Annotated in this window: 23 protein-coding genes and 1 tRNA gene; 17 read left to right on the forward strand and 7 right to left on the reverse strand. The window is 66.7% G+C overall.

Going from position 1 to position 22,580, the window contains the following annotated elements; translation table 11 throughout:
- Positions 1 to 357 precede the first annotated feature (357 nt).
- The 14 genes from AC0KXH_RS13545 (at position 358) to AC0KXH_RS13610 (ending at position 13,312) form a co-directional block, all read left to right on the forward strand.
- On the forward strand, positions 358 to 1,014 hold the full coding sequence (locus AC0KXH_RS13545) for a cytochrome c3 family protein (RefSeq protein WP_041109249.1): 657 nt from the start codon (positions 358 to 360) through the stop codon (positions 1,012 to 1,014).
- Entirely contained in the window at positions 1,011 to 3,977 is a 2,967-nt protein-coding gene (locus tag AC0KXH_RS13550) for a TAT-variant-translocated molybdopterin oxidoreductase (protein ID WP_488223552.1), read from the forward strand. Before AC0KXH_RS13545 ends, AC0KXH_RS13550 begins: the two co-directional genes overlap by 4 nt.
- Positions 3,970 to 5,325 carry an NrfD/PsrC family molybdoenzyme membrane anchor subunit gene (gene nrfD, locus AC0KXH_RS13555; RefSeq protein WP_488223553.1) on the forward strand — a complete coding sequence of 452 codons (1,356 nt, stop codon included), beginning with the start codon at positions 3,970 to 3,972 and terminating at the stop codon, positions 5,323 to 5,325. The genes AC0KXH_RS13550 and nrfD overlap by 8 nt, the downstream gene beginning before the upstream one ends.
- On the forward strand, positions 5,318 to 5,845 hold the full coding sequence (locus tag AC0KXH_RS13560) for a DUF3341 domain-containing protein (RefSeq protein ID WP_488223554.1): 528 nt from the start codon (positions 5,318 to 5,320) through the stop codon (positions 5,843 to 5,845). The genes nrfD and AC0KXH_RS13560 overlap by 8 nt, the downstream gene beginning before the upstream one ends.
- A complete protein-coding gene (locus AC0KXH_RS13565; RefSeq protein WP_488223555.1) occupies positions 5,845 to 6,369 on the forward strand; it encodes a c-type cytochrome in 525 nt (174 codons plus the stop codon). The genes AC0KXH_RS13560 and AC0KXH_RS13565 overlap by 1 nt, the downstream gene beginning before the upstream one ends.
- Positions 6,366 to 7,358 carry a hypothetical protein gene (locus tag AC0KXH_RS13570; RefSeq protein ID WP_488223556.1) on the forward strand — a complete coding sequence of 331 codons (993 nt, stop codon included), beginning with the start codon at positions 6,366 to 6,368 and terminating at the stop codon, positions 7,356 to 7,358. Before AC0KXH_RS13565 ends, AC0KXH_RS13570 begins: the two co-directional genes overlap by 4 nt.
- Entirely contained in the window at positions 7,345 to 7,746 is a 402-nt protein-coding gene (locus AC0KXH_RS13575) for a hypothetical protein (protein ID WP_061337062.1), read from the forward strand. The genes AC0KXH_RS13570 and AC0KXH_RS13575 overlap by 14 nt, the downstream gene beginning before the upstream one ends.
- Positions 7,739 to 8,536: an SCO family protein gene (locus AC0KXH_RS13580; RefSeq protein ID WP_061337061.1), complete on the forward strand. Its 798-nt coding sequence runs from the start codon at positions 7,739 to 7,741 to the stop codon at positions 8,534 to 8,536. Before AC0KXH_RS13575 ends, AC0KXH_RS13580 begins: the two co-directional genes overlap by 8 nt.
- Positions 8,533 to 9,504: a cytochrome c oxidase subunit II gene (gene coxB / locus AC0KXH_RS13585; RefSeq protein ID WP_488223557.1), complete on the forward strand. Its 972-nt coding sequence runs from the start codon at positions 8,533 to 8,535 to the stop codon at positions 9,502 to 9,504. Before AC0KXH_RS13580 ends, coxB begins: the two co-directional genes overlap by 4 nt.
- The gene (locus tag AC0KXH_RS13590; RefSeq protein ID WP_041109235.1) at positions 9,501 to 11,123 is read left to right on the forward strand and encodes a cytochrome c oxidase subunit I; all 1,623 of its coding nucleotides are present in this window, start codon (positions 9,501 to 9,503) and stop codon (positions 11,121 to 11,123) included. Before coxB ends, AC0KXH_RS13590 begins: the two co-directional genes overlap by 4 nt.
- Positions 11,110 to 11,751 (forward strand): cytochrome c oxidase subunit 3, encoded by a 642-nt coding sequence (locus AC0KXH_RS13595; protein ID WP_313306469.1) that lies wholly within the window; start codon positions 11,110 to 11,112, stop codon positions 11,749 to 11,751. The genes AC0KXH_RS13590 and AC0KXH_RS13595 overlap by 14 nt, the downstream gene beginning before the upstream one ends.
- A complete protein-coding gene (locus AC0KXH_RS13600) occupies positions 11,748 to 12,008 on the forward strand; it encodes a hypothetical protein (protein WP_312571078.1) in 261 nt (86 codons plus the stop codon). Before AC0KXH_RS13595 ends, AC0KXH_RS13600 begins: the two co-directional genes overlap by 4 nt.
- 90 nt (positions 12,009 to 12,098) lie before the next feature.
- Positions 12,099 to 12,707: a flavodoxin family protein gene (locus AC0KXH_RS13605; protein ID WP_165563011.1), complete on the forward strand. Its 609-nt coding sequence runs from the start codon at positions 12,099 to 12,101 to the stop codon at positions 12,705 to 12,707.
- A 20-nt stretch (positions 12,708 to 12,727) separates the two neighbouring features.
- Positions 12,728 to 13,312 carry an exopolysaccharide biosynthesis protein gene (locus AC0KXH_RS13610; RefSeq protein ID WP_488223558.1) on the forward strand — a complete coding sequence of 195 codons (585 nt, stop codon included), beginning with the start codon at positions 12,728 to 12,730 and terminating at the stop codon, positions 13,310 to 13,312.
- Positions 13,313 to 13,395: 83 nt separating this feature from the next.
- Here the strand turns inward: AC0KXH_RS13610 and AC0KXH_RS13615 are convergent.
- The 4 genes from AC0KXH_RS13615 to dapA all read right to left on the reverse strand — a co-directional run bounded on the left by AC0KXH_RS13615 (position 13,396) and on the right by dapA (position 16,569).
- A tRNA-Ser gene (locus AC0KXH_RS13615) sits at positions 13,396 to 13,485 on the reverse strand.
- Between the two features lie 89 nt (positions 13,486 to 13,574).
- Complete coding sequence (locus tag AC0KXH_RS13620) at positions 13,575 to 14,444, reverse strand: phosphoribosylaminoimidazolesuccinocarboxamide synthase (protein ID WP_041109225.1); 870 nt, start codon at positions 14,442 to 14,444, stop codon at positions 13,575 to 13,577.
- 127 nt (positions 14,445 to 14,571) lie between these two features.
- Positions 14,572 to 15,672 (reverse strand): NlpB/DapX family lipoprotein, encoded by a 1,101-nt coding sequence (bamC, locus tag AC0KXH_RS13625; protein ID WP_200629051.1) that lies wholly within the window; start codon positions 15,670 to 15,672, stop codon positions 14,572 to 14,574.
- 18 nt (positions 15,673 to 15,690) lie between these two features.
- Positions 15,691 to 16,569: a 4-hydroxy-tetrahydrodipicolinate synthase gene (gene dapA, locus AC0KXH_RS13630; RefSeq protein ID WP_043221243.1), complete on the reverse strand. Its 879-nt coding sequence runs from the start codon at positions 16,567 to 16,569 to the stop codon at positions 15,691 to 15,693.
- Between the two features lie 195 nt (positions 16,570 to 16,764).
- Between dapA and AC0KXH_RS13635 the strand changes: the two genes are divergently transcribed.
- Positions 16,765 to 17,325, forward strand: coding sequence for a glycine cleavage system transcriptional repressor (locus tag AC0KXH_RS13635; protein WP_041109219.1), 561 nt, complete (start codon positions 16,765 to 16,767; stop codon positions 17,323 to 17,325).
- A gap of 10 nt (positions 17,326 to 17,335) precedes the next feature.
- Positions 17,336 to 17,809: a peroxiredoxin gene (locus tag AC0KXH_RS13640; RefSeq protein ID WP_041109217.1), complete on the forward strand. Its 474-nt coding sequence runs from the start codon at positions 17,336 to 17,338 to the stop codon at positions 17,807 to 17,809.
- An 8-nt stretch (positions 17,810 to 17,817) separates the two neighbouring features.
- On the opposite strand, the gene AC0KXH_RS13645 is transcribed toward AC0KXH_RS13640, so the two are convergent.
- A complete protein-coding gene (locus AC0KXH_RS13645) occupies positions 17,818 to 18,060 on the reverse strand; it encodes a sulfurtransferase TusA family protein (RefSeq protein WP_041109215.1) in 243 nt (80 codons plus the stop codon).
- Between the two features lie 107 nt (positions 18,061 to 18,167).
- On the opposite strand from AC0KXH_RS13645, the gene AC0KXH_RS13650 reads away from it, so the two are divergent.
- Positions 18,168 to 19,598: a M48 family metalloprotease gene (locus AC0KXH_RS13650; protein ID WP_165563006.1), complete on the forward strand. Its 1,431-nt coding sequence runs from the start codon at positions 18,168 to 18,170 to the stop codon at positions 19,596 to 19,598.
- 45 nt (positions 19,599 to 19,643) lie between these two features.
- Here the strand turns inward: AC0KXH_RS13650 and nadA are convergent, their stop codons facing one another.
- Together nadA and scpC are read right to left on the reverse strand one after the other, a co-directional pair.
- Positions 19,644 to 20,702, reverse strand: coding sequence for a quinolinate synthase NadA (gene nadA, locus AC0KXH_RS13655; RefSeq protein WP_043223191.1), 1,059 nt, complete (start codon positions 20,700 to 20,702; stop codon positions 19,644 to 19,646).
- A 245-nt stretch (positions 20,703 to 20,947) separates the two neighbouring features.
- Entirely contained in the window at positions 20,948 to 22,444 is a 1,497-nt protein-coding gene (gene scpC / locus AC0KXH_RS13660) for a succinyl-CoA:acetate CoA-transferase ScpC (protein ID WP_041109211.1), read from the reverse strand.
- Positions 22,445 to 22,580: the final 136 nt, after the last annotated feature.

A 22,580-nucleotide genomic window follows, 5' to 3' on the forward strand; every position in this document is an offset into this window, starting at 1 on the left:
CGATGGACGGGCGCCTCGCGCGAACGGGCCGAGGCATGCCACGGGATCAATCGCCCGCGACGTCCTTCTAGTGACCGGGCAGCGGCGCGCGGGGTTCAGCGTTTTTTGGTCCATCGCGCTTGCCGGCAAACCAGCCGGGCGCCAGGCCGCCGGGTTTCGCGCGCCCTCAGCGCAGGCCGCTTGCGCCAGGCAACGGACCAGTTCCGGGTGGCCGTCACGTCGCAGCCCTGGGCCGCACCGCGCCAATCGGCTGCCGGCAACGCGTCGTCAGGCCGTGCCGATTCGCTGATCGCACATTCGAGTGAACTCACATCCTGTTACTCGACCCAAAACTCTGATGTCGCTTGGACAAGGGTGATGGCACAGATTTTTTCGCGCTCGGCCGACATGTGGTTCCGGCTCGCCCTGTTCGGCGTCGGCGGCGGTGCCCTGCTGATCTTCGTGGTCGGCCTGGTGCTGGCGCGTTCGGACTATTCGACCGGCCAGAACTGGAGGATCGAGCAACCCGTGCCGTTTTCCCACCGCCACCATGCCGGCGAGCTAGGTATCGATTGCCGCTATTGCCACAGCAGTGTCGAGCAGGCCGCGGCGGCGAGCTTTCCGCCGACGCACACCTGCATGTCCTGTCACTCGCAGGTCTGGACCGGCGCGCCGATGCTCGAGCCGGTGCGCCGCAGCCTTACGGAGAACGAGCCCTTGCGCTGGAACTGGGTCAACAAGCTGCCCGACTACGTCTATTTCCACCACGGTGTGCACGTGCAGGCCGGGGTCGGCTGCGCCGAGTGTCACGGCCGGGTCGACCGCATGCCGCTGATGCGCCGGGAAAACAGCTTCCAGATGCAATGGTGCCTGGAATGCCACCGCGACCCGGCGCCGCGCCTGCGCCCGCGGCGCTTCGTCACCGACATGGACTGGCAGCCGGAGGGGGACCGCCGTGCCCTCGGTGAACGCCTGATGCAAAAGCACGGCATCGCCGGGACCTCACTCACCCACTGCTATACCTGCCACCGATGAGCCGCCGCGACCCGCTCGATTTCGCCGCCATCGGCCGGCGCCTCGCCGAAGAGCGCGGCCCGACCTACTGGCGCAGCCTGGAAGAACTGGCCGAGGACCCGAGCTTCGTGGCCTTCTGCGAGGCCGAGTTTCCGAGCGTCGCGCCGCAGCTCGACCGGCGCCGCTTTCTCCAGCTGATGGGCGCCTCGCTCGCCTTCGGCGGCCTGGCGGCCTGCGGCAAGGCACCGGAGACCGCGGTGCCCTATGTCGAACAGCCCGAACTCATCGTGCCGGGCGAAACGCGCCTGTACGCCACCGCGGTGGACTTCGCCGGCTACCTGCAGCCTGTACTCGGCCGCACCCAGGCCGGCCGCCCGACCAAGCTGGAGGGCAACCCCGACCATCCGGCCTGCCGGGGTGCGGCCAGCGCGATCACCCAGGCGGCGATCCTCCAGCTGTACGACCCGGACCGCTCGCAGGCGCCCCGCTACAAGGGCCGTGATGCGTCCTGGGAGGCCTTTCTCGGCGAAGCCGCCGGCTGGCGTGAACGTTGGGATGCCAGCGCCGGCCAGGGCCTGCACCTGCTGCTTGGCGCCAGCAGCTCGCCGACCCTGGCGCGCGAGCTGGAGCGCTGGCTCGCGCGCTGGCCACAGGCACGGCTGTATCGCTTCGAGCCCTACGAGGGGCGCCGTTACGCCGCCGCCGAGCAGGCCTTCGGCCGGCCGCTGGAGCGCCACCTGCACCTGGAAAAGGCTGAACTACTGCTGTGTTTCGAGGACGACCTACTCGGCAGCGGCCCGCAGCAGGTGCTGCACGCCAGCCGCTGGGGTGAGCGCCGTCGCGCGGCCGCCGAAGGCCGCGGCCAGGCCCTGCTGATCGCCGTCGAAAGCTGCCCCAGCCTGACCGGCGCCAAGGCCAGCGAGCGGCGCATCGCCAATGGCGCCGAACAGAACCGCCTGCTGCGCGCATTGCTCGCCGAGATCGACGATGGCCCGGCGCCGGAGCTGGCCGCCGACGAGCAGCACTGGGTCCGGCGGATGGCTGCCGCGCTACGCGCGCATGCCGGGCGTTGCCTGATCAGCGCCGGTGCACGCAGCGATGCCGCGACCCAGGCCGCCGTCTACCGGCTCAACGATCGGCTGGGCAACCTCGGCCGCACCCTGAGCTTCAGCGAGCCGCTGCAACAGCTCGAGATTGGCGGCCAGCCGCTCGGCGACCTCGGGCAGTTATGCGCGGCGCTCGGCGCCGGTGAAGTCCAGAGCCTGCTTGCCCTGGACTGCAACCCGGCGTACCAGGCGCCTGCCGAGGCCGCCTTCGCGGCCGCGCTGGAAGCACTGCCCTGGTGCCTGCATGCCGGCCAGTACTACGACGAAACGGCCTCGCACAGCCATTGGCACCTGCCGCTCAGCCATCCGCTGGAAGCCTGGCACGACGGCCTCGCCGCCGACGGCACGCCCTGCCTCGGGCAGCCACTGATCGAACCGCTGCATGCCACGCGCAGCGCCAGCGAATTGCTCGCGCTACTACGCGGCGAGCCGACGGCGGACAGCCATGCCCAGCTGCGCGAAACCTGGCAGTCGCTCGACGAAGCGGCCTGGCGCGCGGCGCTCGAACGCGGCTTTATCGAGGGCCGTCAGCCGACGCCAGTGGCCGTCTCGGCTGCGCCCGTCACCCTGCCGGCCGTCGAGGCGCCGGGCGGCTACGAGGTCCTTATCCGCCCCGACGAGGCGATCTGGGACGGCCGCTTCGCCAATCTCGGCTGGCTCCAGGAGTTGCCGCGGCCGCTGAGCAAGCTCACCTGGAGCAATGCGGTGGCGATCGCGCCGCGCCAGGCCGAACGCCTGGGTCTGCGCAATGGCGACCGGGTACGGGTCGAGGTCGACGGCGGAGCCATCGAAGGCGCGGTGATTCTCGCGCCTGGGCAGCACCCGGACGTGCTCGAAATCTGCGCCGGCTATGGCCGCCGACGCATGGGCCGCGTGGCGGTGGGCCAGGGCTTCGGTGTCGCCCCGCTTCGCCGCCTCGCCGAGCCCTGGCGGCGCGAAGGTGCGCGGCTCGCCCCGCTCGACGGCACGGTACCGCTGGCGATCACCCAGATGCACCACAGCATGAAGGCCGAACAGGCGCCGGCCCGCCGGCTGCCGCGCGAAGTCGCCAGGCAGCCGGCCACGGCAGCGGAGCAGCTATCCTTCTATCCGGCCACGCCGGCCGCGCCGCCGCCGGCTGGCGGTCCGCTCGGCGAACCCCGCTGGGGCATGCTGATCGACCTGGACCAGTGCATCGGCTGCAACGCCTGCGTGGTCGCCTGCCAGGCCGAGAACAACGTGCCGGTGGTCGGTGCCGAGCAGGTCGCCGCCGGTCGCGCCATGCACTGGCTGCGCGTGGACCACTACTACGAGGGCTCGCCGGAGGCGCCGCGTTCGAGTTTTCTGCCGGTGCCCTGCATGCACTGCGAACACGCGCCCTGCGAGATGGGCTGCCCGGTCAACGCCACGGTGCACGGCCCCGAAGGGCTCAACCAGATGGTCTACAACCGCTGCATCGGCACTCGCACCTGCGCCTCCTATTGCCCGTACAAGGTGCGGCGCTTCAACTGGTTCGACTGGACCGGCGACGACCCGCCGCTGCTGCAGGCGCAGCGCAACCCCAACGTCACGGTGCGCGGGCGCGGCGTGATGGAGAAATGCACCTATTGCGTGCAGCGCATCAGCGAGGCGCGCATCGATGCGCGCATGGGCGACCGGCCGATCGCCAGCCAGACGCTGCAGACCGCCTGCCAGCAGACCTGCCCGACCCAGGCGATCGTCTTCGGCGATCTCTCACGTGCCGACAGCGGCCTGCACTACCAGCGCGAGACCCGGCGCCACTATGCGCTGCTCGAAGAGCTCAACACCCGGCCGCGCACCACCTACCTGGCGGCGCTCGAGGACGGCCTGCCGCAGGCCCCCGCCGACGAGACACCGGAGGGCCGCAGCGATGGCTGACACGCCGCACTTCCTGCCACCGCAGCTGCCGCTCGGCGCGGTCTCCGAGCTGGCCATCGATACACCGCTGCACTTTCGCCATCGCGCCAGCTGGTGGGTCGCCTTCGCCATCGGCTGCGCCCTGCTCGGGCTGTTCTTTCTCGCAGTCGGCAACCTGCTGCTGCGCGGCGTCGGCATCTTCGGCAACAACAATTCGGTCAACTGGGGGCTGCCGATCCTCAACTACATGTGGTGGCTGGGCATCGGCCACGCCGGCACCTTCATCTCCGCCCTGCTGCTGCTGATCGACCGGCCCTGGCGCAATTCGCTCAACCGCCTGGCCGAACTGATGACGCTGCTGGCGGTGATCTGCGCCGGGATCTTTCCGATCCTGCACCTCGGGCGGCCCTGGCTGTTCTACTGGAGCGCGCCCTACCCGGCGACGATGGACGTCTGGCCACAGTTCCGCAGCCCCACGGCCTGGGACTTCTTCGCCGTGCTGGCCTACCTGCTGTTCTCGCTGCTGTTTCTCTACGTCGGCGCGATCCCGGATTTCGCCTGCGCCCGCGACCGCGCCACCCGCCGCGTGCAACAGGTGGTGTTCGGCCTGCTCGCGCTTGGCTGGCGCGGTGCCGGCAGCCACTGGGTGCGCTGGCGCCGCTGCTATCGCTTCCTCGCGCTGCTGGCGGTGCCGCTGGTGTTCGCGGTATCGAGCAGCTATTCGTTCCTGCTTGCGCTCGGCGACCCGTCCGGCTGGCATTCGACGGTGTTTCCGTCCTACTTCGTCGCCGGCGCGGTCTTTTCCGGCTTCGCGCTGGTGGCGATCATCGCCTGCAGCGTGCGCCATCTGCTGCACTTCGAGACGCTGATCACCCCACGTCACCTGGACATGCTCGGCAAGCTGCTGCTGGCCACCGGGCTGATGACCGCCTATGGCTATGTCGCCGACATCTTCGTGGCGTTCTATTCCGGGCGGCACCACGAGATCCTCGTCACCCAGGCACGCCTGGGTGGCTACACCGCCTGGAGCTTCTGGCTGGCGATCCTGTGCAACGTAGTGATCCTGCAGGCGCTGTGGAGCCGCCGGGTACGCACCCGCCCGCGGCTGCTCTGCCTGGTCAGCGCGGCGGTGCTGGTGGGTATGTGGTGCGAACGCTACATGCTCATCGTCACGCCAGAGACGCACCCGCACATGCCGTCGATGAGCAGCGAGGCCTACCTGCCGACGGTCTGGGACTGGGCGCTGCTGGCCGGCACCTTTGGCCTGTTCCTCGTGCCGCTGCTGCTGTTCATCCGCTTCGTGCCGATGGTTTCGGCGATGGAAGTCAAGGAAGTGCTGCATCGCTATCGCGGAGGTGAGGATGGCTAAGCCGCTGTTCGGCCTGCTCGCCGACTTCGCCGATGCCGATGCCCTGCTCGCAGCCACGCGCGCCGCGCATCAGGCTGGCTACCGGCACATGGAGGCGTTCAGCCCCTTCCCGCTCGAGGCGATCGAGCCGCTGCTTGGCCTCGATCATCGCGAGCCGATCCGCTGGGGCGTGGCCGGTGCGCTGTTTGGCGCGCTGGCCGGCTTCGGCCTGCAGATCTACGTCAACCTGGATTACCCGCTGGATATCGGCGGCCGCCCGCTGGTGTCGCTGCAAGCCTTTGCCGTGGTCGGCTTTCTGCTGATGATCCTGTTCGCCGGCCTGTTTGCGGTGTTCGGCCTGCTGCTGGCCTGCCGCCTGCCGCTGCTGCACCACCCGTTGTTCGAAGCGGAGAGCTTTCGCCGCGCCTCGGACGACCGCTTCCTGCTGTGCATCTATGCCGAGGATCCGCTCTTCGATCCCGGCACGACGCTGCTCTGGCTGTCGCAGCGGGCAGTCTCGGTGACGGAGATCGAACCCTGATGCGCGTCCTCATCCTGCTGATGCTGATGGCACTGGCCGGCTGCGATGACATGGCGCGCCAGGAAAAGCTCAAGGCGCAGGGCAGCACCAGGGTATTCGCCAACGGAGCAGTGAACCAGGCTCCGCCAGCGTTCACCGTGGCCCGCGGCGATCTGGCCCGCGAGGCCCGCCTGTACAGGCGCCCGCCGATGAGCCGGGCGCTGCTCGAGCGCGGCCGCGAGCGCTTCGACATCTTCTGCTCGCCGTGCCACGGCCTGCTCGGCAACGGCGAGGGCGTGGTGGTGCAGCGTGGCTTCCCGAAGCCGCCAGACCTGGCTGCGGCGCGCCTGCGCGAGGCGCCGGACCGGCATTTCATCGAGGTCATCAGCCATGGCTACGGGCAGATGTACAGCTACGCCAGCCGCATCCCCCCAGCCGATCGCTGGGCCATCGTCGCCTATGTGCGCGCGCTGCAGCGCAGCCAGGGCGTGCCGCTGGAGCAACTGAGCGCGGCGCAACGTCGGCGCCTGGAGGGCCGGCCATGAACCCGCGCATGCTTGCCTGGCCGGCCGCACTGGCCCTGCTGCTCGGCGTGCTCGGCCTGTTCTGGCCGCCACTGGCCGCGGCCAGCCTGGCCGTGGCCTTCGCCCTGGCGGCGCTGGTTATCGGTGGCCTGCTGCTCCAGCTGGCGGTGCCGCTGGTCAGCGGCAGCTGGCAGGGGCTGATCCTGCCAGGCGCCGGGCACATCGCACGCCTGGCGCCCCTGCTCGGGCTGCTGCTGTTGCCGGCGCTGCTGGCCCAGCACCGGCTCTACCCCTGGGCGCTGGAAGGCGAAGAGGGTTTTCGCGGCGTCTGGCTGTCACCGCTGGCGTTCACGCTGCGCACGCTGCTCTACGTCGCGCTCTGGAGCGCACTGGCCTGGTTGCTGCCGCGCCGTCCGCGGCTGGCCGGGCCGGGCCTGGTGCTGCTGGTGCTCAGTGGTTCGGCCGCGGCGATCGACTGGGCGATGAGCCTGGAGCCCGAATTCTTCTCGACCCTCTACGGGCTGCTCTACCTGAGCCGCGGGCTGCTCTCGGCGGTCGCCCTGGCGGTGCTGCTGGCGTTGCACGCCGGTGCCGAGCGGCGTGGCGTGCTGCGCGGCCTGCTGATCGCGGCCGTGCTGCTCTGGCTGTATCTGCACTACATGCAGTACCTGATCATCTGGTCGGCCGACCTGCCACGAGAGATCCGCTGGTATCTGACCCGCATCGAAGGCTTTGGCGCCGCGGTTGTCTGGCTGCTGGGCGTCGGTCAGGGCCTGCTGCCGCTGGTCTTGCTGTTGTTGCCCCTGGGCGAGCGCAGCGGTGCATTGCAGGGCGCGGCCATCACCACTCTGCTGCTCGGCCAGCTTGAGCTGCTCTGGTGGGTGCTGCCGGCCTTTGCCGAGCATTCGCCGCTGCTGCTCTGGAGCCTTGGCGCGCTGCTGACGCTGGCCTGGCTGTTGGTGCTGCGGCCTGCCTGGCCCCTGATCGGAGGCGAGCATGGCCGAGGTTGACCCACGCGCCCGCGAACTGGGCTACGAGCCGCAGGATGCCAGCGTGCCACGCGTGCTGCTGGCGGGGCTGATCATTGCCGTGGGGCTGGGCCTGAGCCTCGGCGGCGTCGCCCTGCTGCTGCATCTTTACGCCCAGCACGAGCCGGAGCAGCCGCCCACACCGCGCGAAGCCTCGGCCTTCCGCCCGGCAATCCCGAACCTGGACGCTGCAGCGCAGGTCGCCGCGCCGGCGGTGCTGGCGGCTGCCCGGCGGCGCCTGCAGACGCTCGGCTGGGTCGACCGCCAGGCCGGCCTGGCGCACCTGCCCATCGACGAGGCCATGGCACGGCTGGCGCACGAGGGCTGGCCAGAGGCCGACGCGAGCGGCGAGGAACCTGGCCATGACTGATCCGCGCCTGCTGCTGACCGTGCTGCTCCTGTTCGTCAGCCCGCTGTCGTACGCCGAGGCCCCCTTCGATCCGTTCGAGGTCAGCGGCATCGAGGCCCGACCCGGCGCGCAGGTTCCGCTGGACTTGCGCTTTGCCGACCAGCACGGCCGCCAGCTGCGCCTGGCCGAGCTGTTCGGCAAGCGGCCGGTGCTGCTGCTGCCGCTGTACTACACCTGCCCGAATGTCTGCGGCAGCCAGCTGGCCTCGCTGCTGCAGATGCTCGACGGCCTGCCCTACCGCGCCGGTGAGGACTACGAACTGGTGGCCTTCAGCTTCAACCCGAACGAAACGCCGGCCGACGCACGCGCCGAGCAGGCCAAGCTGGCGCGCCGCTGGCCGGCGCTGGCCGACTCGCCGGGCGTGCATCTGCTCACTGGCTCGGCGGCGGCCAGCTCGGCGCTGGCCGAGGCACTGGGCTTTCGCTACGCCTACGACGAGAAAAGCGGCGAGTACGCCCATGTCACCGCGGTCGCCGCGCTCAGCCGCGACGGGCGCCTGTCGCGCTGGCTCTATGGTCTGGGCTACCAGCCGGACGACCTGCGCCTGGCGCTGCTCGAGGCCGGCCAGGGCCGCGTCGGCGATTTCACCGACCAGCTGCTGTTGCTCTGTTACCACTACGACCCGAAGACCGGCGGCTACAGCAGCCTGGTGATCGAGGCCCTGCAGCTGGGCGGCGGCGCCACGGTGCTGTTGCTCGGCGGCTTCATCCTGTTCAACCTGCGCCGCGAGCGAGGGGGGCGTCGGCCATGATCCTCGAGGGTTTCCTGCGCCTGTGGCCGGCGTCCGCCTCGCAGCACGCCAGCGACGTGGACTGGCTGATCACCGTGTTCACCCTGCTGATGGGGCTGTTCGTGCTGCCGGTGTTCTTCTGCCTGGTGCTCTTCGCCCTGCGTTACCGCGCCGGCCGCGACGTACCGCGGCACCATCAGTCGCAAGGCAACTGGAAGGTGGAAACCACCTGGATCGTGCTGCCCTTCATCGGTGCCATGGTGCTGTTCCTGCTCTCCGCGCGGCTGTTCTACGAAGCGCGCGTGCCACCGGCCGATGCGCTGGAAATACGCGTCACCGCCAAGCAGTGGATGTGGAAGTTCCAGCACCCCGGCGGCCAGCGCGAGATCAACACCCTGCACGTGCCGGCCGACCGGCCGGTCAAGCTGGTGATGATCTCCGAGGATGCGATCCACAGCCTGTTTTTCCCCGCGCTGCGCATCAAGCAGGACGTCCTGCCGGGGCGCTACACCGAGCTCTGGTTCCGCGCCGATAGGACCGGCCGCTTCGACGGCTTCTGCGCCGAATACTGCGGCACCGACCACTCCGGCATGACCGCGCAGCTGGTCATCCAGCCGCCGGCGGCCTACCAGCAGTGGCTGCAGCAGGCGGCCACCGACGGCAGCCTCGCCGAGCAGGGCGCTGCGCTGTTCCGCCAGTTCGGCTGCAGCGGCTGCCACAGCGAGCGCTCGGCGACCCGCGCCCCGCTGCTGCAGGGCCTCTACGGCCGCCGGGTGGCCCTGGCCGACGGCGACGAGGTGGTCGCCGACGCCGGCTACATCCGCGACTCGATCCTGCTACCGAGCAAGCAGGTGGTCGCCGGCTTCGAGCCGATCATGCCGACCTACGCCAGGATCCTCGACGAGGACGCGGTGCTGCGCCTGACCGCCTATATCCAGTCGCTGGGCGAGGAGCAGGCCATCATTCCCCCGAAACGGAGCCGCCCATGAGCGAGATCAAGGCCGTCCGCGAGCCGAGCTACCTGGAAGCCGAGCACGGCATCCTCTCCTGGCTGCTGACCACCGATCACAAGCGCATCGCGGTGCTCTATCTGCTGGCGGTGACCTTTTTCTTCGTCGTCGGAGGGTTGGCGGCGAGCCTGATCCGCATCGAACTGGTCACGCCCGACGGCGACCTGCTGACCGCCGACGGTTACAACCGGGCCTTCACCATCCACGGCGTGATCATGGTCTGGTTCTTCCTGATTCCCTCGATTCCCTCGGTGTTCGGCAATTTCCTCGTACCGATCATGGTCGGTGCGCGCGACATGGCCTTCCCGCGGCTGAACCTGGCCAGCTGGTACCTGCTGGTGGCCGGCGGGCTGTTCACCCTCTATGCGCTGGTCGCCGGCGGGGTCGACACCGGCTGGACCTTCTACACGCCCTACTCGACGATGTTCAGCAACGGCCATGTGGTGGCGGTGATCGTCGGCGTCTTCATCACCGGCTTCTCGTCGATCTTCACTGCCATCAACATCATCGCCACGGTGCACAAGCTGCGCGCCCCGGGCATGACCTGGTTTCGTCTGCCGCTGTTCGTCTGGTCGCTGTACGCGACTTCGGTGATCCTCGTGCTGGCCACGCCGGTGCTGGCGATCACCCTTACCCTGGTCGCCCTGGAACACCTGTTCGGCATCGGCGTGTTCGACCCCTCGCTCGGCGGCGATCCGCTGCTGTTCCAGCATCTGTTCTGGTTCTACAGCCACCCGGCGGTCTACATCATGGTGTTGCCGGCGATGGGGGTGATGAGCGAGCTGGTCACCTCGGCGGCGCACAAACGCATCTTCGGCTACCGCTTCGTGGCCTTTTCCAGCATCGCCATCGCGGTGATCGGCTTCATGGTCTGGGGCCATCACATGTTCGTCGCCGGGCAGTCGATGTACGCCAGCATGGCCTTCTCGCTGCTGAGCTTCCTGGTGGCGATCCCGTCGGCGATCAAGGCGTACAACTGGACCGCCTCGCTGTACAAGAGCCGGTTGACGATCAACGCGCCCTTTCTCTATGCGATGACCTTTCTCGGGCTGTTCCTGATCGGCGGGATCACCGGGCTGTTCCTCGCCCTGCTGGCGGCCAACCTGCACGTGCACGACACCTACTTCGTCGTGGCGCATTTCCACTACATCATGGTGGGCGCGGCGGTGGCGGGCTATTTCGGCGCGCTGCACTTCTGGTGGCCAAAGATCACCGGGCGGATGTATCCGGAGCTGTGGGGGCGGATCGCCGCGGTGATGATCTTCTTCGGCTTCAACCTGACCTTCTTTCCGCAGTTCATCCTTGGCTATCTCGGCATGCCCCGCCGTTACCACGCCTACCCGGAGGAGTTCGGCGTGCTGAACATCCTTTCGTCCTGCGGCGCGCTGGTGCTCGGAGTGGCCTATGCGCTGCCATTGTTCTATCTGCTGTGGTCGCTGTACCGCGGCGAAAAGGCCCCGGACAACCCCTGGGATGCCGCCGGGCTGGAATGGCGCCACGTGCCGTCGCCACCGCCCAAGCACAATTTCGAGACGATCCCGTTGGTGGACTTCGAGGCCTACGACTACCCGCCCGAGGCGACCCATGGCAAAGGTTGAATACCCGATCACCGAGCAGTTCCAGACCCACGGCCAGCAGCACGAAACGGCGCACCTGGGCACCTGGGCCTTTCTGGCGACCGAGCTGATGATGTTCGGCGGCCTGCTGGTGGTGATCTGGTATACGCGCACGGCGCACCCGGGCGGGGTCGGCGAAACCGTCGGGCATCTGCACTACTGGCTCGCCGGGTTCAACAGCGTGCTGCTGCTGACCAGCAGCCTGGCGATTACCCTGGCGGTCGTGGAGGCCCGTGACGGTCAGGCGCGGCGGGCACGCCGGCTGCTGCTGACGGCGGTCATCCTGGCCGGCGCCTTTCTCCTGCTCAAAGGCTACGAATACTTTGCCGAGTACCGCGAGCAGCTCATGCCCTGGCAGGTTTCGCCGCTGCAGCAGACCGGCGCGCAGCTGTTCTTCAACCTGTACCTGATCGCCACCGCTCTGCACGCCCTGCACATGATCATCGCGCTCAGCCTCGGCCTGCTGTTCTGGGTACGCCAGCGCCGCGGCCGACTGCCGCTGCCCGAGCGCATCACCCTGCTCGAGGCGTTCTCGCACTACTGGCATGTGGTCGATGTGATCTGGATCCTGCTCTACCCGTCGCTCTATCTGGTCGGGAGACCGGCATGAGCGCGCGCCTGCTGAGCTACCTGGGGCTGCTGGCGCTGCTTGGCGTCAGCATCGCCCTGGCCACCAGCCGCCTGCCGTACCGGGACATCCTGATCATGCTGCTGGCCGGCGCGCAGGCGCTCGGCGTGCTCCTGGGCTTCACCCGCCTGCAGGACGAAAGTCCGCTGTTGCGGCTGTGTGCGCTGGCAGCCTGGTTCTTCGTGTTCCTGCTGCTGTTGCTGACCCTGCTGGACCTGCTGACCCGCGGCCCGGTCTGATGGCCCGTTCGTCCAGCGCCCTGAGCGGGCAGTGGCAACGGGGTGTCCCTAGAAGGAACGCCCTCGCAACCTCACAGCCAGGAGCCGCCCATGACGCTTTCGGTCTTTGCCCTCAACTGCACGCTCAAACCTTCGCCCGCCGACTCTTCCTGCGAATTGCTGCTGCGCCAGACGCTCGGCGCCTTCGCCGACCTCGGTGCCTACGGCGAGCTGTTGCGCGCGGCCGACTTCAACATCAAACCCGGCGTGACTTCCGACGAAGGCGCCGGCGACGACTGGCCGGAACTGCGCCGCCGTATTCTCGCCGCCGATGTGTTCATCCTCGGCACGCCGATCTGGCTCGGCCATCCCTCGAGCATCTGCCAGCGAGTAATGGAGCGGCTCGATGCCTTTCTCGGCGAGACTGACGACGCCGGGCGCATGCCCTCTTTCGGCAAGGTCGCCTGCGCCGCGGTCGTCGGTAACGAGGACGGCGCACACCACGTCTCGGCCGAGATCTTTCAGGGCCTCAACGATCTGGGCTTCAGCCTGGCGCCGAACGCGGTGACCTACTGGGTCGGCGAAGCCATGCAGGGCCAGGATTTCAAGGATCTGCCGCAGACGCCGGACAAGGTGCAGCAGACCACCCGCAGCATGGCGCGCAACGCCCTGCACCTGGCCGGCCTGCTGCGCGACGCGCAATACCCCGACAGCGCCTGACTCCCGGAGCGGACCTGTTCATGGCCGATCAACCACACGAAGAGCTGCAGGGCCTCGTCGAGGGCCTGATCCGGCTCGGCCGCGAGCGCGAGCAGGTATCGGTTGCCGACATTCAGGACGAGGTCGGCCAGCGCAGCTTCGGCCCCTTCCTGTTCGTCCCGGCGCTTGTCGAGATCAGCCCGGTCGGCGGCATTCCCGGCCTGCCGACGCTGCTGGCGGTGATCGTCGCCCTGTTCGCGCTGCAAATGCTGTTCGGCCGCAAACACCTCTGGCTGCCGAACCTGCTCACCCGGCGCAAGGTCGCCGGCGACAAGCTCGAGCGCGGCCTGTGCAAGCTGCGCCCGGTGATCTGCTGGCTGGACAAGCTGATCAGACCCCGCCTGCACTGGGCCACCAACCGCAACGCCAGCCGCCTGCTCGCACTGCTTTGCCTGGTGCTGGCCGCTTCCGTGCCGCCGCTGGAACTGATTCCCTTCGCCAGCAGCGGCCCCTTCGCCGCCATCGGCCTCATCGGCATCGGCCTCACCACCCGCGACGGATTGCTGGTGCTGCTGGGCCTGCTGATGGCCGCCGTCTCGGCCTATCTGGCCAGCGGCCTCTTCTAACCGCCCCTGCAGCCCACCGCGCAGCCCAGAAAAGCAAAAGCCCCCGAAACTCTACGAATTTCAGGGGCTTAGGCTATGTGTAATGGCGGAGAGATAGGGATTTGAACCCTAGGTACCCTTGCGGATACAACGGATTTCGAATCCGTCCCGTTCGACCACTCCGGCATCTCTCCAGCGGCGCGCATCATAGCAGCTCAGGTCGCTTTGTCGAACCCCCAAGCACACTTTTTCCGCCTTTTTTCAGCGGGTTGCGGCCATGGGTTCAGGCGGTGAGTCGGGTAAGCGCCTCGCGGTACTTGTCGGCGGTCTTCTGTGCAACCTCGGCCGGCAACGCCGGGGCCGGCGGCTCCTTGTTCCAGCCGGTGGACTCCAGCCAGTCGCGGACGAACTGCTTGTCGAAGCTTGGCGGGTTCTTGCCCTCTTCATAGCTGTCAGCCGGCCAGAAGCGGCTGGAGTCGGGCGTGAGCACCTCGTCCATCAGGGTCAGGGTGCCATGCTCATCGAGGCCGAATTCGAATTTGGTGTCGGCGATGATGATGCCGCGCGTGGCGGCGTACTCGACGGCGGCGCGGTACAACGCAATGGAGGTGTCGCGTACCTGTGCGGCCAGTTCCTTGCCGATGATGGCTTCGCACTCTTCGAAGGAGATGTTCTCGTCGTGGTCGCCCACCGCAGCCTTGGTCGAAGGCGTGAAGATCGGCTCCGGCAGTTTGCTCGCCTCTTTCAGACCCGCTGGCAGGGCGATGCCGCAGACCGTGCCGCTCTTCTGGTATTCCTTCCAGCCGGAGCCAGCGAGGTAGCCACGTACGATCGCCTCCACCGCAACGGGCTTGAGGCGCTTGGCCACGACGGCACGCCCTTCGACCAGGGGCAGCTCGGCGGCAGGCACCACGTCTTCGACCCGGTCTCCGGTGAAATGATTGGGCACCAGCGTGCTGAACTTGTCGAACCAGAAATTCGAGATTGCGGTGAGAATCTTGCCTTTATCCGGGATCGGCTCGGCCAGGATCACGTCGAACGCGGACAGGCGGTCGCTGGCAACCATCAGCATGCGCTGGCCATCTACCTCGTAGAGATCGCGCACCTTGCCCGAATAGAGCTTGTTCAGGCTGAGATTGGTCGGGGTACTCATGGTCGATTTCCACCTAGACGCGCCATTCGGCAGCATCACCGCGCTGCAGGCCGACGCCTTGTTTCGAAGAGATAAGGGTGACGAGGCCAGCGCGCCGTCACCCCTGGGGTTGCGCCCGCGCGCCAGGTCAGCCGAGGTTTTCCTTGAGCCGCTCGAGCACGCGACGTGCTACCTCGGCTGGCGCAACGGTATCGATGTTGCGGTCCAGCGTGACGAGAATCTGCTCACCGGCACGAGTCAGGCGCACCTGATAGCGCTCGGCGCGCGCGTCGATCTCCTCCTGGTCCGGCTTGCTCGAGAACAGACGGGAGAAGAAGCCTGGCTTCTCGTCCGGCCGATCGGCGCCTTCGGCCAGGTTCACGTAGTAGACCCCGAGGCTGCGATTGAGGTCGTCGACCTTGATGTCGGCAGCCTGCAGTGCGCGGCCGATGCTCGACCAGGCACGATCGAAATCGGTGTCCAGGGTCAGCATCGGGTTGCCGCTGCCATCGGCAGTCAGGGCGACACGGCTCGGCGCATCGTAGTCGCGCTCGGCGAGCAGCGATACCGAGCCGCCTTCGTCAGCGCTGCGACTGAGCGCGGTCTGCAACTCGTCGAGCAGGGCGCGATCCAGTTCGGCGTTGACGGAGGCTTCCGGCCACGCCGGATCGGCTGTGCTGCCACTGTCACGCTGCAGCGCGAGAACGAAGATCTCGCTGGTGTTGCGCTGCACTCCCGGTTCGATGCGTACACGTACACGGGCTTCGCCATCCTGGACGCCCAGGCTGCGCGCCAACGCGGCGTTGATTTCCGAGCCCTTCTGCCAGGCGGTGGAGAACTCGCCGGTTTGTGGCCGCTCCTCATCGATGGCGAAGCCGTTGTCGGTGAAGAACTGCCGGGTCGCCGCCCAGACTTGAGCCGGGCTGCGCAGCGCGACCAGCCAACGGCCGCCCTCGGAGCTCTGCACGCTGAAATCGCTGGCCTGGATCGCGCCCTGCAGCGGCTGCGGACGCGGCACGTCGTATTTACCGGCGGCGCGGCTATCGGCCACCTGGTGGGGAATCGGCAGCAGCGGGTCGAGCGGGCGCAGTTGCTGCCCCGCCGGCACCTGCATGGGCGGCACCTGATGCGCCTGCAAATAATCGCTGCCGCGATCACGAAAATACCCATCGTCGCCCCACAGCCAACCGCAACCGCTGGTGGCGGAAATCATCAGGGCAAGAGTCGAGAGTCCGGCCAGTCGCTTCATCAATATTCCCTTATCTGTTCAGGCGAGGATGCCGCACTGGCGCATCGCCTGGCGCAGCGGCTCCCGGCAAGCCGGGCTGAGCCAGGTGAGCGGCAGGCGGATACCGTCGGCCATCAGTCCCATCTCGTGCAGCGCGAACTTCACCGGAATGGGGTTGGACTCGATGAAGAGTTTCTGGTGCAACGGCATCAGCCGCTCGTTGATCGCGCGCGCCGTGGCCGCGTCGCCGGCCATCGCGGCGGCACAGAGGTCGGCCATGGCACGAGGCGCGACATTGGCGGTGACGGAAATATTGCCCTTGCCACCCAAGAGCATCAGCTCGACTGCCGTCGGGTCGTCGCCGGAATAGACGAGGAAGTCCTTGCCGACGCGATCGAGCACTTCCTGCCCGCGCTTGAGATCGCCAGTGGCCTCCTTGATGCCGATGATGTTGGCGACCTTCGACAGGCGCTCAACGGTTTCCGGCAGCATGTCGCAGGCCGTACGACCCGGCACGTTGTAGAGAATCTGCGGAATGGCCACCGCCTCGGCGATGTGCTTGAAATGCAGGTAGAGGCCTTCCTGGGTGGGCTTGTTGTAATAGGGTGTGACCAGCAGGCAGGCATCGGCTCCGGCGGCCTTGGCGTTCTCGGTCAGCTCCACGGCCTCGCTGGTGGAGTTCGCTCCAGTACCGGCGATTACCGGGATGCGTCCATTGACCTGATCGACGACCCGACGAATGACCTCGATGTGTTCCTCGACCGAAAGCGTCGCCGATTCTCCAGTGGTCCCCACCGCGACGATTGCGTTGGTGCCTTCCTGCAGATGGAAGTCCACCAGCTTGCTCAGGCCATCCCAGTCCAGACCGCCTTGCGCGTCCATGGGCGTGACCAGCGCCACCATACTGCCCGCAATCATGCAACCACTCCTGCCGGAAAAAGAGAGGCGTAATGGTACAAGGCTCGATTGCGCTTTGCGAGTAGCCGGACGTGCCTGCGAAAGCCCTCCAGGAACCCGGCCCGGCGCCCCCGTCCATTCACAGCACTGACGCTTTTCGCTACCCTTAGCCGTTTTCGGCCGACCATTCGCCGATTCACCGTCAGGAAAGCTGTAATGCCCACCCCGTCCGTACCTCGCGAACAGTTCCTTGTGATCAGCGCCCTGGGCAAGAGCCCGATGGAACTTGCCAACGTTCTTTGCCGCGCGAGCAACGAGAGTCGCTGCGCAGTCGTCACCACTCGCCTCACCCGGCATGGTGAATACAGCGCGCTGGTCCTGGAGGTTACCGGCAGCTGGGACGCGCTGGCCCGCATGGAAGCCGCCCTGCCCGCCCTGTCGAAAAAGCACGGCTTCACCGCCAACGTGGTGCGTAGCGAACCGCTGGAGAGCCGACCGAACGCGCTGCCTTATGTCGCCTATGTCAGCGCGGCCTACCGGCCGGACATTCTCAATGAGCTTTGCCAGTTCTTCATCGACCACCGCGTCGAACTGGAAAGCCTGACCTGCGATACCTACCAGGCCCCGCAGACTGGCGGCACCATGCTCAACGCGACGCTGACGGTGACCCTGCCGGCCGGCACGCAGATCAGCTGGCTGCGCGATCAGTTTCTCGATTTCGCCGACGCCATGAATCTCGACGCGCTGATCGAGCCCTGGCGTCCACAGAACCCGTGAGGAAGCCCCCATGCCCGTCGAACTGAACCAACCCGTCCCGGCATTCACCGCCCAGGCTACCAGCGGCGTCGAGGTCAGCCCGGACGGGCTGCGGGGCAAGCAGGTCGTGCTCTACTTCTATCCGAAGGACAACACCCCCGGCTGCACCACCGAGGGCCAGGACTTCCGCGATCTGCACGACCAGTTTCTCGCATGCGATACGCTCGTTTTCGGGGTTTCGCGCGACAGCCTGAAGACCCACGAGAACTTTCGCAGCAAACAGGGCTTTCCGTTCGAGCTCATTTGCGACAAGGACGAGCAGCTCTGCCAGCTGTTCGACGTGATCAAGCAGAAAAAGCTCTACGGCAAGGAATACCTGGGCATCGAGCGCAGCACCTTTCTCATCGACCGCAATGGTGTGCTGCGCCAGCAGTGGCGCGGCGTAAAGGTACCCGGGCACGCCCAGGCGGTACTCGACGCAGCCCAGGCACTGCCGCGCGCCTGAGCGGCCCGTCAGGCCTTGCGCAGCCAGTAGCGGTAGACCGCCCCGTCCTCTTCTTCGTGCAGCAGTTGGTGGCCGGCGAGCCGGGCGAAACTGCGAAAATCACGCTGCGAGCCGGGATCGGTCGCCGTCACTTTCAATACGGCGCCACTGGGCAGACGATTGAGTTCGAGCTTTGCCTTGAGCAATGGCATCGGGCAGTTGAGCCCCGAGGCATCGAGCTCGGCGTCGAAGGCAGGGGGGGTGTCGGTCATCGATCTCTCCGTCGGCGAAGGCGCGCAGCATACCCAGCCTTGCGCCAGTCTGGCCAGCGCACGGGCGCGCCGTTACAGTAGCCGCTCACCCCTCAGAGCCGCCCCGAATGAACCTGCTGCGCCCGACTCTGCTGACCCTTGCCTGCCTGCTCGCTCAACCCATCAGCGCCAGCGACCTGCCGTCGCTGGGCGATGCCAGCTCGGGCATTGTTTCTCCGGAGCAGGAACACCAGCTCGGCAGGGCCTGGCTGAGCCTGCTGCGCGGCCAGGTCCGCCAGCTCTCCGACCCGCTGCTGAAGGATTACGTCGAGTCGAGCGTCTACCGCCTCACCGAGACTAGCCAGCTGCAGGACCGCCGTCTCGAGTTCGTCCTGCTCGACAGCCCGCAACTGAACGCCTTTGCCGCTCCCGGCGGCATCATCGGCGTGAACGGCGGTCTGTTTCTGCATGCCCAGACCGAAGCCGAGTACGCCTCGGTCATGGCTCACGAACTGGCGCACCTCTCGCAGCGGCACTTCGCACGCGGCCTTGAGGCACAGCAGCGCATGCAGCTACCGATGATGGCCGCGATGCTCGCCGGTGTGGTCGCTGCCGCCGCGGGCGCGGGAGACGCCGGTATCGCTGCGATCATGTCCACGCAGGCCGCCGCGATCCAGGAGCAGCGGCGCTTTTCCCGGCAGAACGAACAGGAAGCCGACCGCATCGGCATCCTCAACCTCGAGCAGGCTGGCTACGATCCACGCGCGATGCCGGAGATGTTCGGTCGCCTGATGCGCCAATACCGCTATGATCAGAAGCCGCCGGAATTCCTCCTCACCCACCCGGTGACCGAATCGCGCATCGCCGACACCCGCAACCGCGCTGAGCAGTATGCGAACGGCGGCCGGCAGGACAGCCTGCGCTATCAGCTCATTCGCGCCCGCACCCAGCTCCAGTTCGAGACCACGCCTGGGGTCAGCGCCAAGCGCTTTCGCGCCATGCTGGCCGACAACCCCAAGCTGGATGCGGCGCGCTACGGCCTGGCGCTCGCACAGATCAAGGCCGGCCAGCTGGATGAAGCGCGCCAGAACCTTGCCAGCCTGCTGAAAGGAGCACCGGACGACCTCTACTACAACCTGGCCCAGGTCGAACTGGAGATGACCGCCAACGAGCTCGAGGCGGCCGCCGCGCGGGTGCAACGCCTGCTGACGCAGTACCCGGACAACTACCCGCTACGCCAGGCGCGCGTGGATGTGCTGATGAAGCTCAACCGCTTGGCGGAGGCCGAAAAGGAACTCGACCAGCTCGTTGCAGAGCGCGACAAGGATCCCGATATCTGGTATCAGCTCGCCGAAGTTCGTGGCCTGACCGGCAACATCGTTGGCCTGCATCGGGCGCGCGCTGAGTACTTCGCGCTCGTTGGCGACTATGACCAGGCGATCGAACAGCTGGATTTCGCCAAGCGTCGGGCAGACAACTTCCAGCTGGCTGCCCGGGTGGATGCACGCCAACAACAGCTGGCCGAAGAAAAACGCATGGTCGAGGAGATGCTGCGCTAGCCTGCTCCGGCCCAGCCTCATCGCCTACGCCGAAGCCTGCTTAGCTCAGGCGTTGCCAGCCTGGCGCAGCCGAGCCGCGTGAGTGAAGTCGAGCATTCGCTTGAGCGGCTTGACCGCCCGCGGCACCAGCGCCGGATCGACAAAGATCTCGTTGCTGCCCTTGCGCAGACAGTCCAGGGTGCGCTCCAGCGTATTCATCGCCATCCAGGGACAGTGCGCACAACTGCGGCAAGTCGCCCCCTGGCCCGCCGTAGGCGCCTCGACGAACACCTTGTCCGGGCACAGCTGCTGCATCTTGTAGAAGATGCCCTTGTCGGTCGCCACGATCAGCGTGCGGTTCGGCAAGGTCTGCGCGGCCTTGATCAACTGGCTGGTGGAGCCAACCGCATCGGCGAGCTCGATGACCGCCGCCGGCGACTCCGGATGGACGAGAATCGCCGCATCCGGATACAGCGCCTTCATGTCGGCAAGCTGCTTGGCCTTGAACTCCTCGTGAACGATACAGGCGCCATCCCACAGCAGCATGTCGGCCCCGGTTTCGCGCTGGACATAGCTACCCAGGTGCTTGTCGGGCGCCCAGATCAACTTCTCGCCGTTATCCATCAGACTTTCGACGATTTCCAGCGCGCAGCTCGACGTCACCACCCAGTCTGCGCGCGCCTTCACCGCAGCCGAAGTATTCGCGTAGACGACCACCGTGCGCTCCGGATGCTGGTCGCAGAATGCGGCGAACTCGTCGACCGGACAGCCCAGGTCCAGCGAACAGGTGGCCTCCAGCGTCGGCATCAGCACACGCTTTTCGGGGTTGAGGATCTTCGCCGTTTCACCCATGAAGCGCACACCAGCGACCACTACGGTCTGCGCCGGGTGCTCATTGCCGAAACGCGCCATTTCCAGGGAGTCGGACACGCAGCCCCCCGTGGCTTCGGCCAACGCCTGGATCACCGGATCGGTGTAGTAATGCGCCACCAGCACGGCATTCTGCCGGCGTAGCTCCTCGGCGATCTGCTCGCGCAGCTGCAGCTCCTGCTCGGGCGTCAGCGGAACGGGCTGCTTGGCCGCCAGGTGCGCCTGGACAAGAATGCGTTCGGGTATGTGCGTCATCTTTCGCTGGCCCTGCAAGAAAGCGATTGCATGGTACGCCGCGGATCGTATCCGTCCTCAGGAACGGCCCGACCTGGGGGCTGCTGGCGAAAGGCGGGGCTGGCGGCCATGGGAAGAACCTGCCTGGCCGGCGCCACCCTGCCATTTCGAAGGGGCAGGAATACTAGCCGAAGCGCCGAACAAAGTGAAAGCGTGCGCCAGAAAAGAAAAAGGCCCGCCGGTTACCCGGCGGGCCTTCTGTCAGATCACTCGCCCTTGAGCATGTGACCGCGCTCTTCGAGGTTGACGTGCCAGGCTACCGCCTCGCGCAGCAGGTGCGGCGTCTGGCCACCCTTGTCGCAAGCCGCTTCGAAGTACTGGTTCAGCGCGTCGCGATAGGACGGGTGCACGCAGTTGTCGATGATCACCCGGGCGCGCTCGCGCGGCGCCAGGCCGCGCAGGTCGGCCAGGCCCTGCTCGGTCACGAGGATTTCCACGTCGTGCTCGGTGTGGTCGACGTGAGCGACCATCGGCACCACGCTGGAGATACTGCCACCCTTGGCGATCGACTTGGTGACGAAGATCGCCATGTGCGCATTCCGGGCGAAATCACCGGAACCGCCGATGCCGTTCATCATCTTGGTGCCGCCAACGTGGGTGGAGTTGACGTTGCCGTAGATATCGAACTCCAGCGCGGTGTTGATGCCAATGATGCCCAGACGGCGCACCAGCTCCGGATGGTTGGAGATCTCCTGCGGACGCAGAACCAGCTTGTCCTTGTACTTTTCCAGGTTGCCGAAGACACGGTCGTTGCAACGCTCGGACAGCGTGATCGAGCAGCCGGAGGCAAAATTCATCTTGCCTGCATCGATCAGCTCGAAGGTGCAGTCCTGAAGCACTTCGGAGTACATGACCAGGTTGTCGAACGGAGAATCGATCAGGCCGCACATCACCGCGTTGGCGATATTGCCGATACCGACCTGCATCGGCAGCAGGTGCTTGCCCAGACGGCCCTCGGCGACTTCCTTCTTGAAGAACTCGACCAGATGGTTGGCGATGGCTTGCGTCTCGTCGTCCGGCGGCGTGACGGTCGAATAGGAGTCCGGCTGCTCGGTGATGACGATAGCGGCAATCTTCGCCGGATCGACCGGAATCGCGGCGCTACCGATGCGATCGTCGACCTTGGTCAGCGGGATCGGGCCGCGACCTGGGCGCTCCTCGGGGAAGTAGATGTCGTGCAGACCTTCGAGATTGAGGTTGTGCGCCAGGTTCAGCTCGACGATCACCTGATCGGCGAACATCGCCAGGTTGGCCGAGTTGCCCACCGAGGTGGTCGGCACAATATGGCCCTGCTCGGTGATGCTGACGGCCTCGATGATAGCCACGTCCGGACGCTTGATCTGGTGGTTACGCATCTGCTCCACGGTGTGGGACAGGTGCTGGTCGATGAACATCACTTCACCGTTGTTGATCGCCTTGCGCAGCACCGGGTCAGCCTGGAACGGCATGCGACGGGCCAGCAAGCCGGCCGAGGCCATCTTGCCGTCCAGATCGTTACCCAGGCTGGCACCGGTCACCAGACTGATCTTCAGCTGCTCCTGCTTGGCGCGTTCGATCAACGCCAGCGGCACCGCCTTGGCCTCACCCGCACGGGTGAAACCACTCATACCAACGGTCATGCCGTCACGAATAAGGGTGGCTGCCTCTTCGGCGCTCATGACCTTGCTCTGCAGGGACGACAAGCGGATACGATCAGAATACATTTGAGCCTCGAACCAACGGACATTCAGAAGGGCCTGCAGTCTATTGCGAATGGAGCCCCACCGTTCACATACGAAAGTCGTAGAAGAACGCGCCGTAATAACTGAACAAGCGAAGCGGCAAAAGCGAACAAAAACT

This window comes from Stutzerimonas sp. CXK-1 (assembly GCF_057738225.1).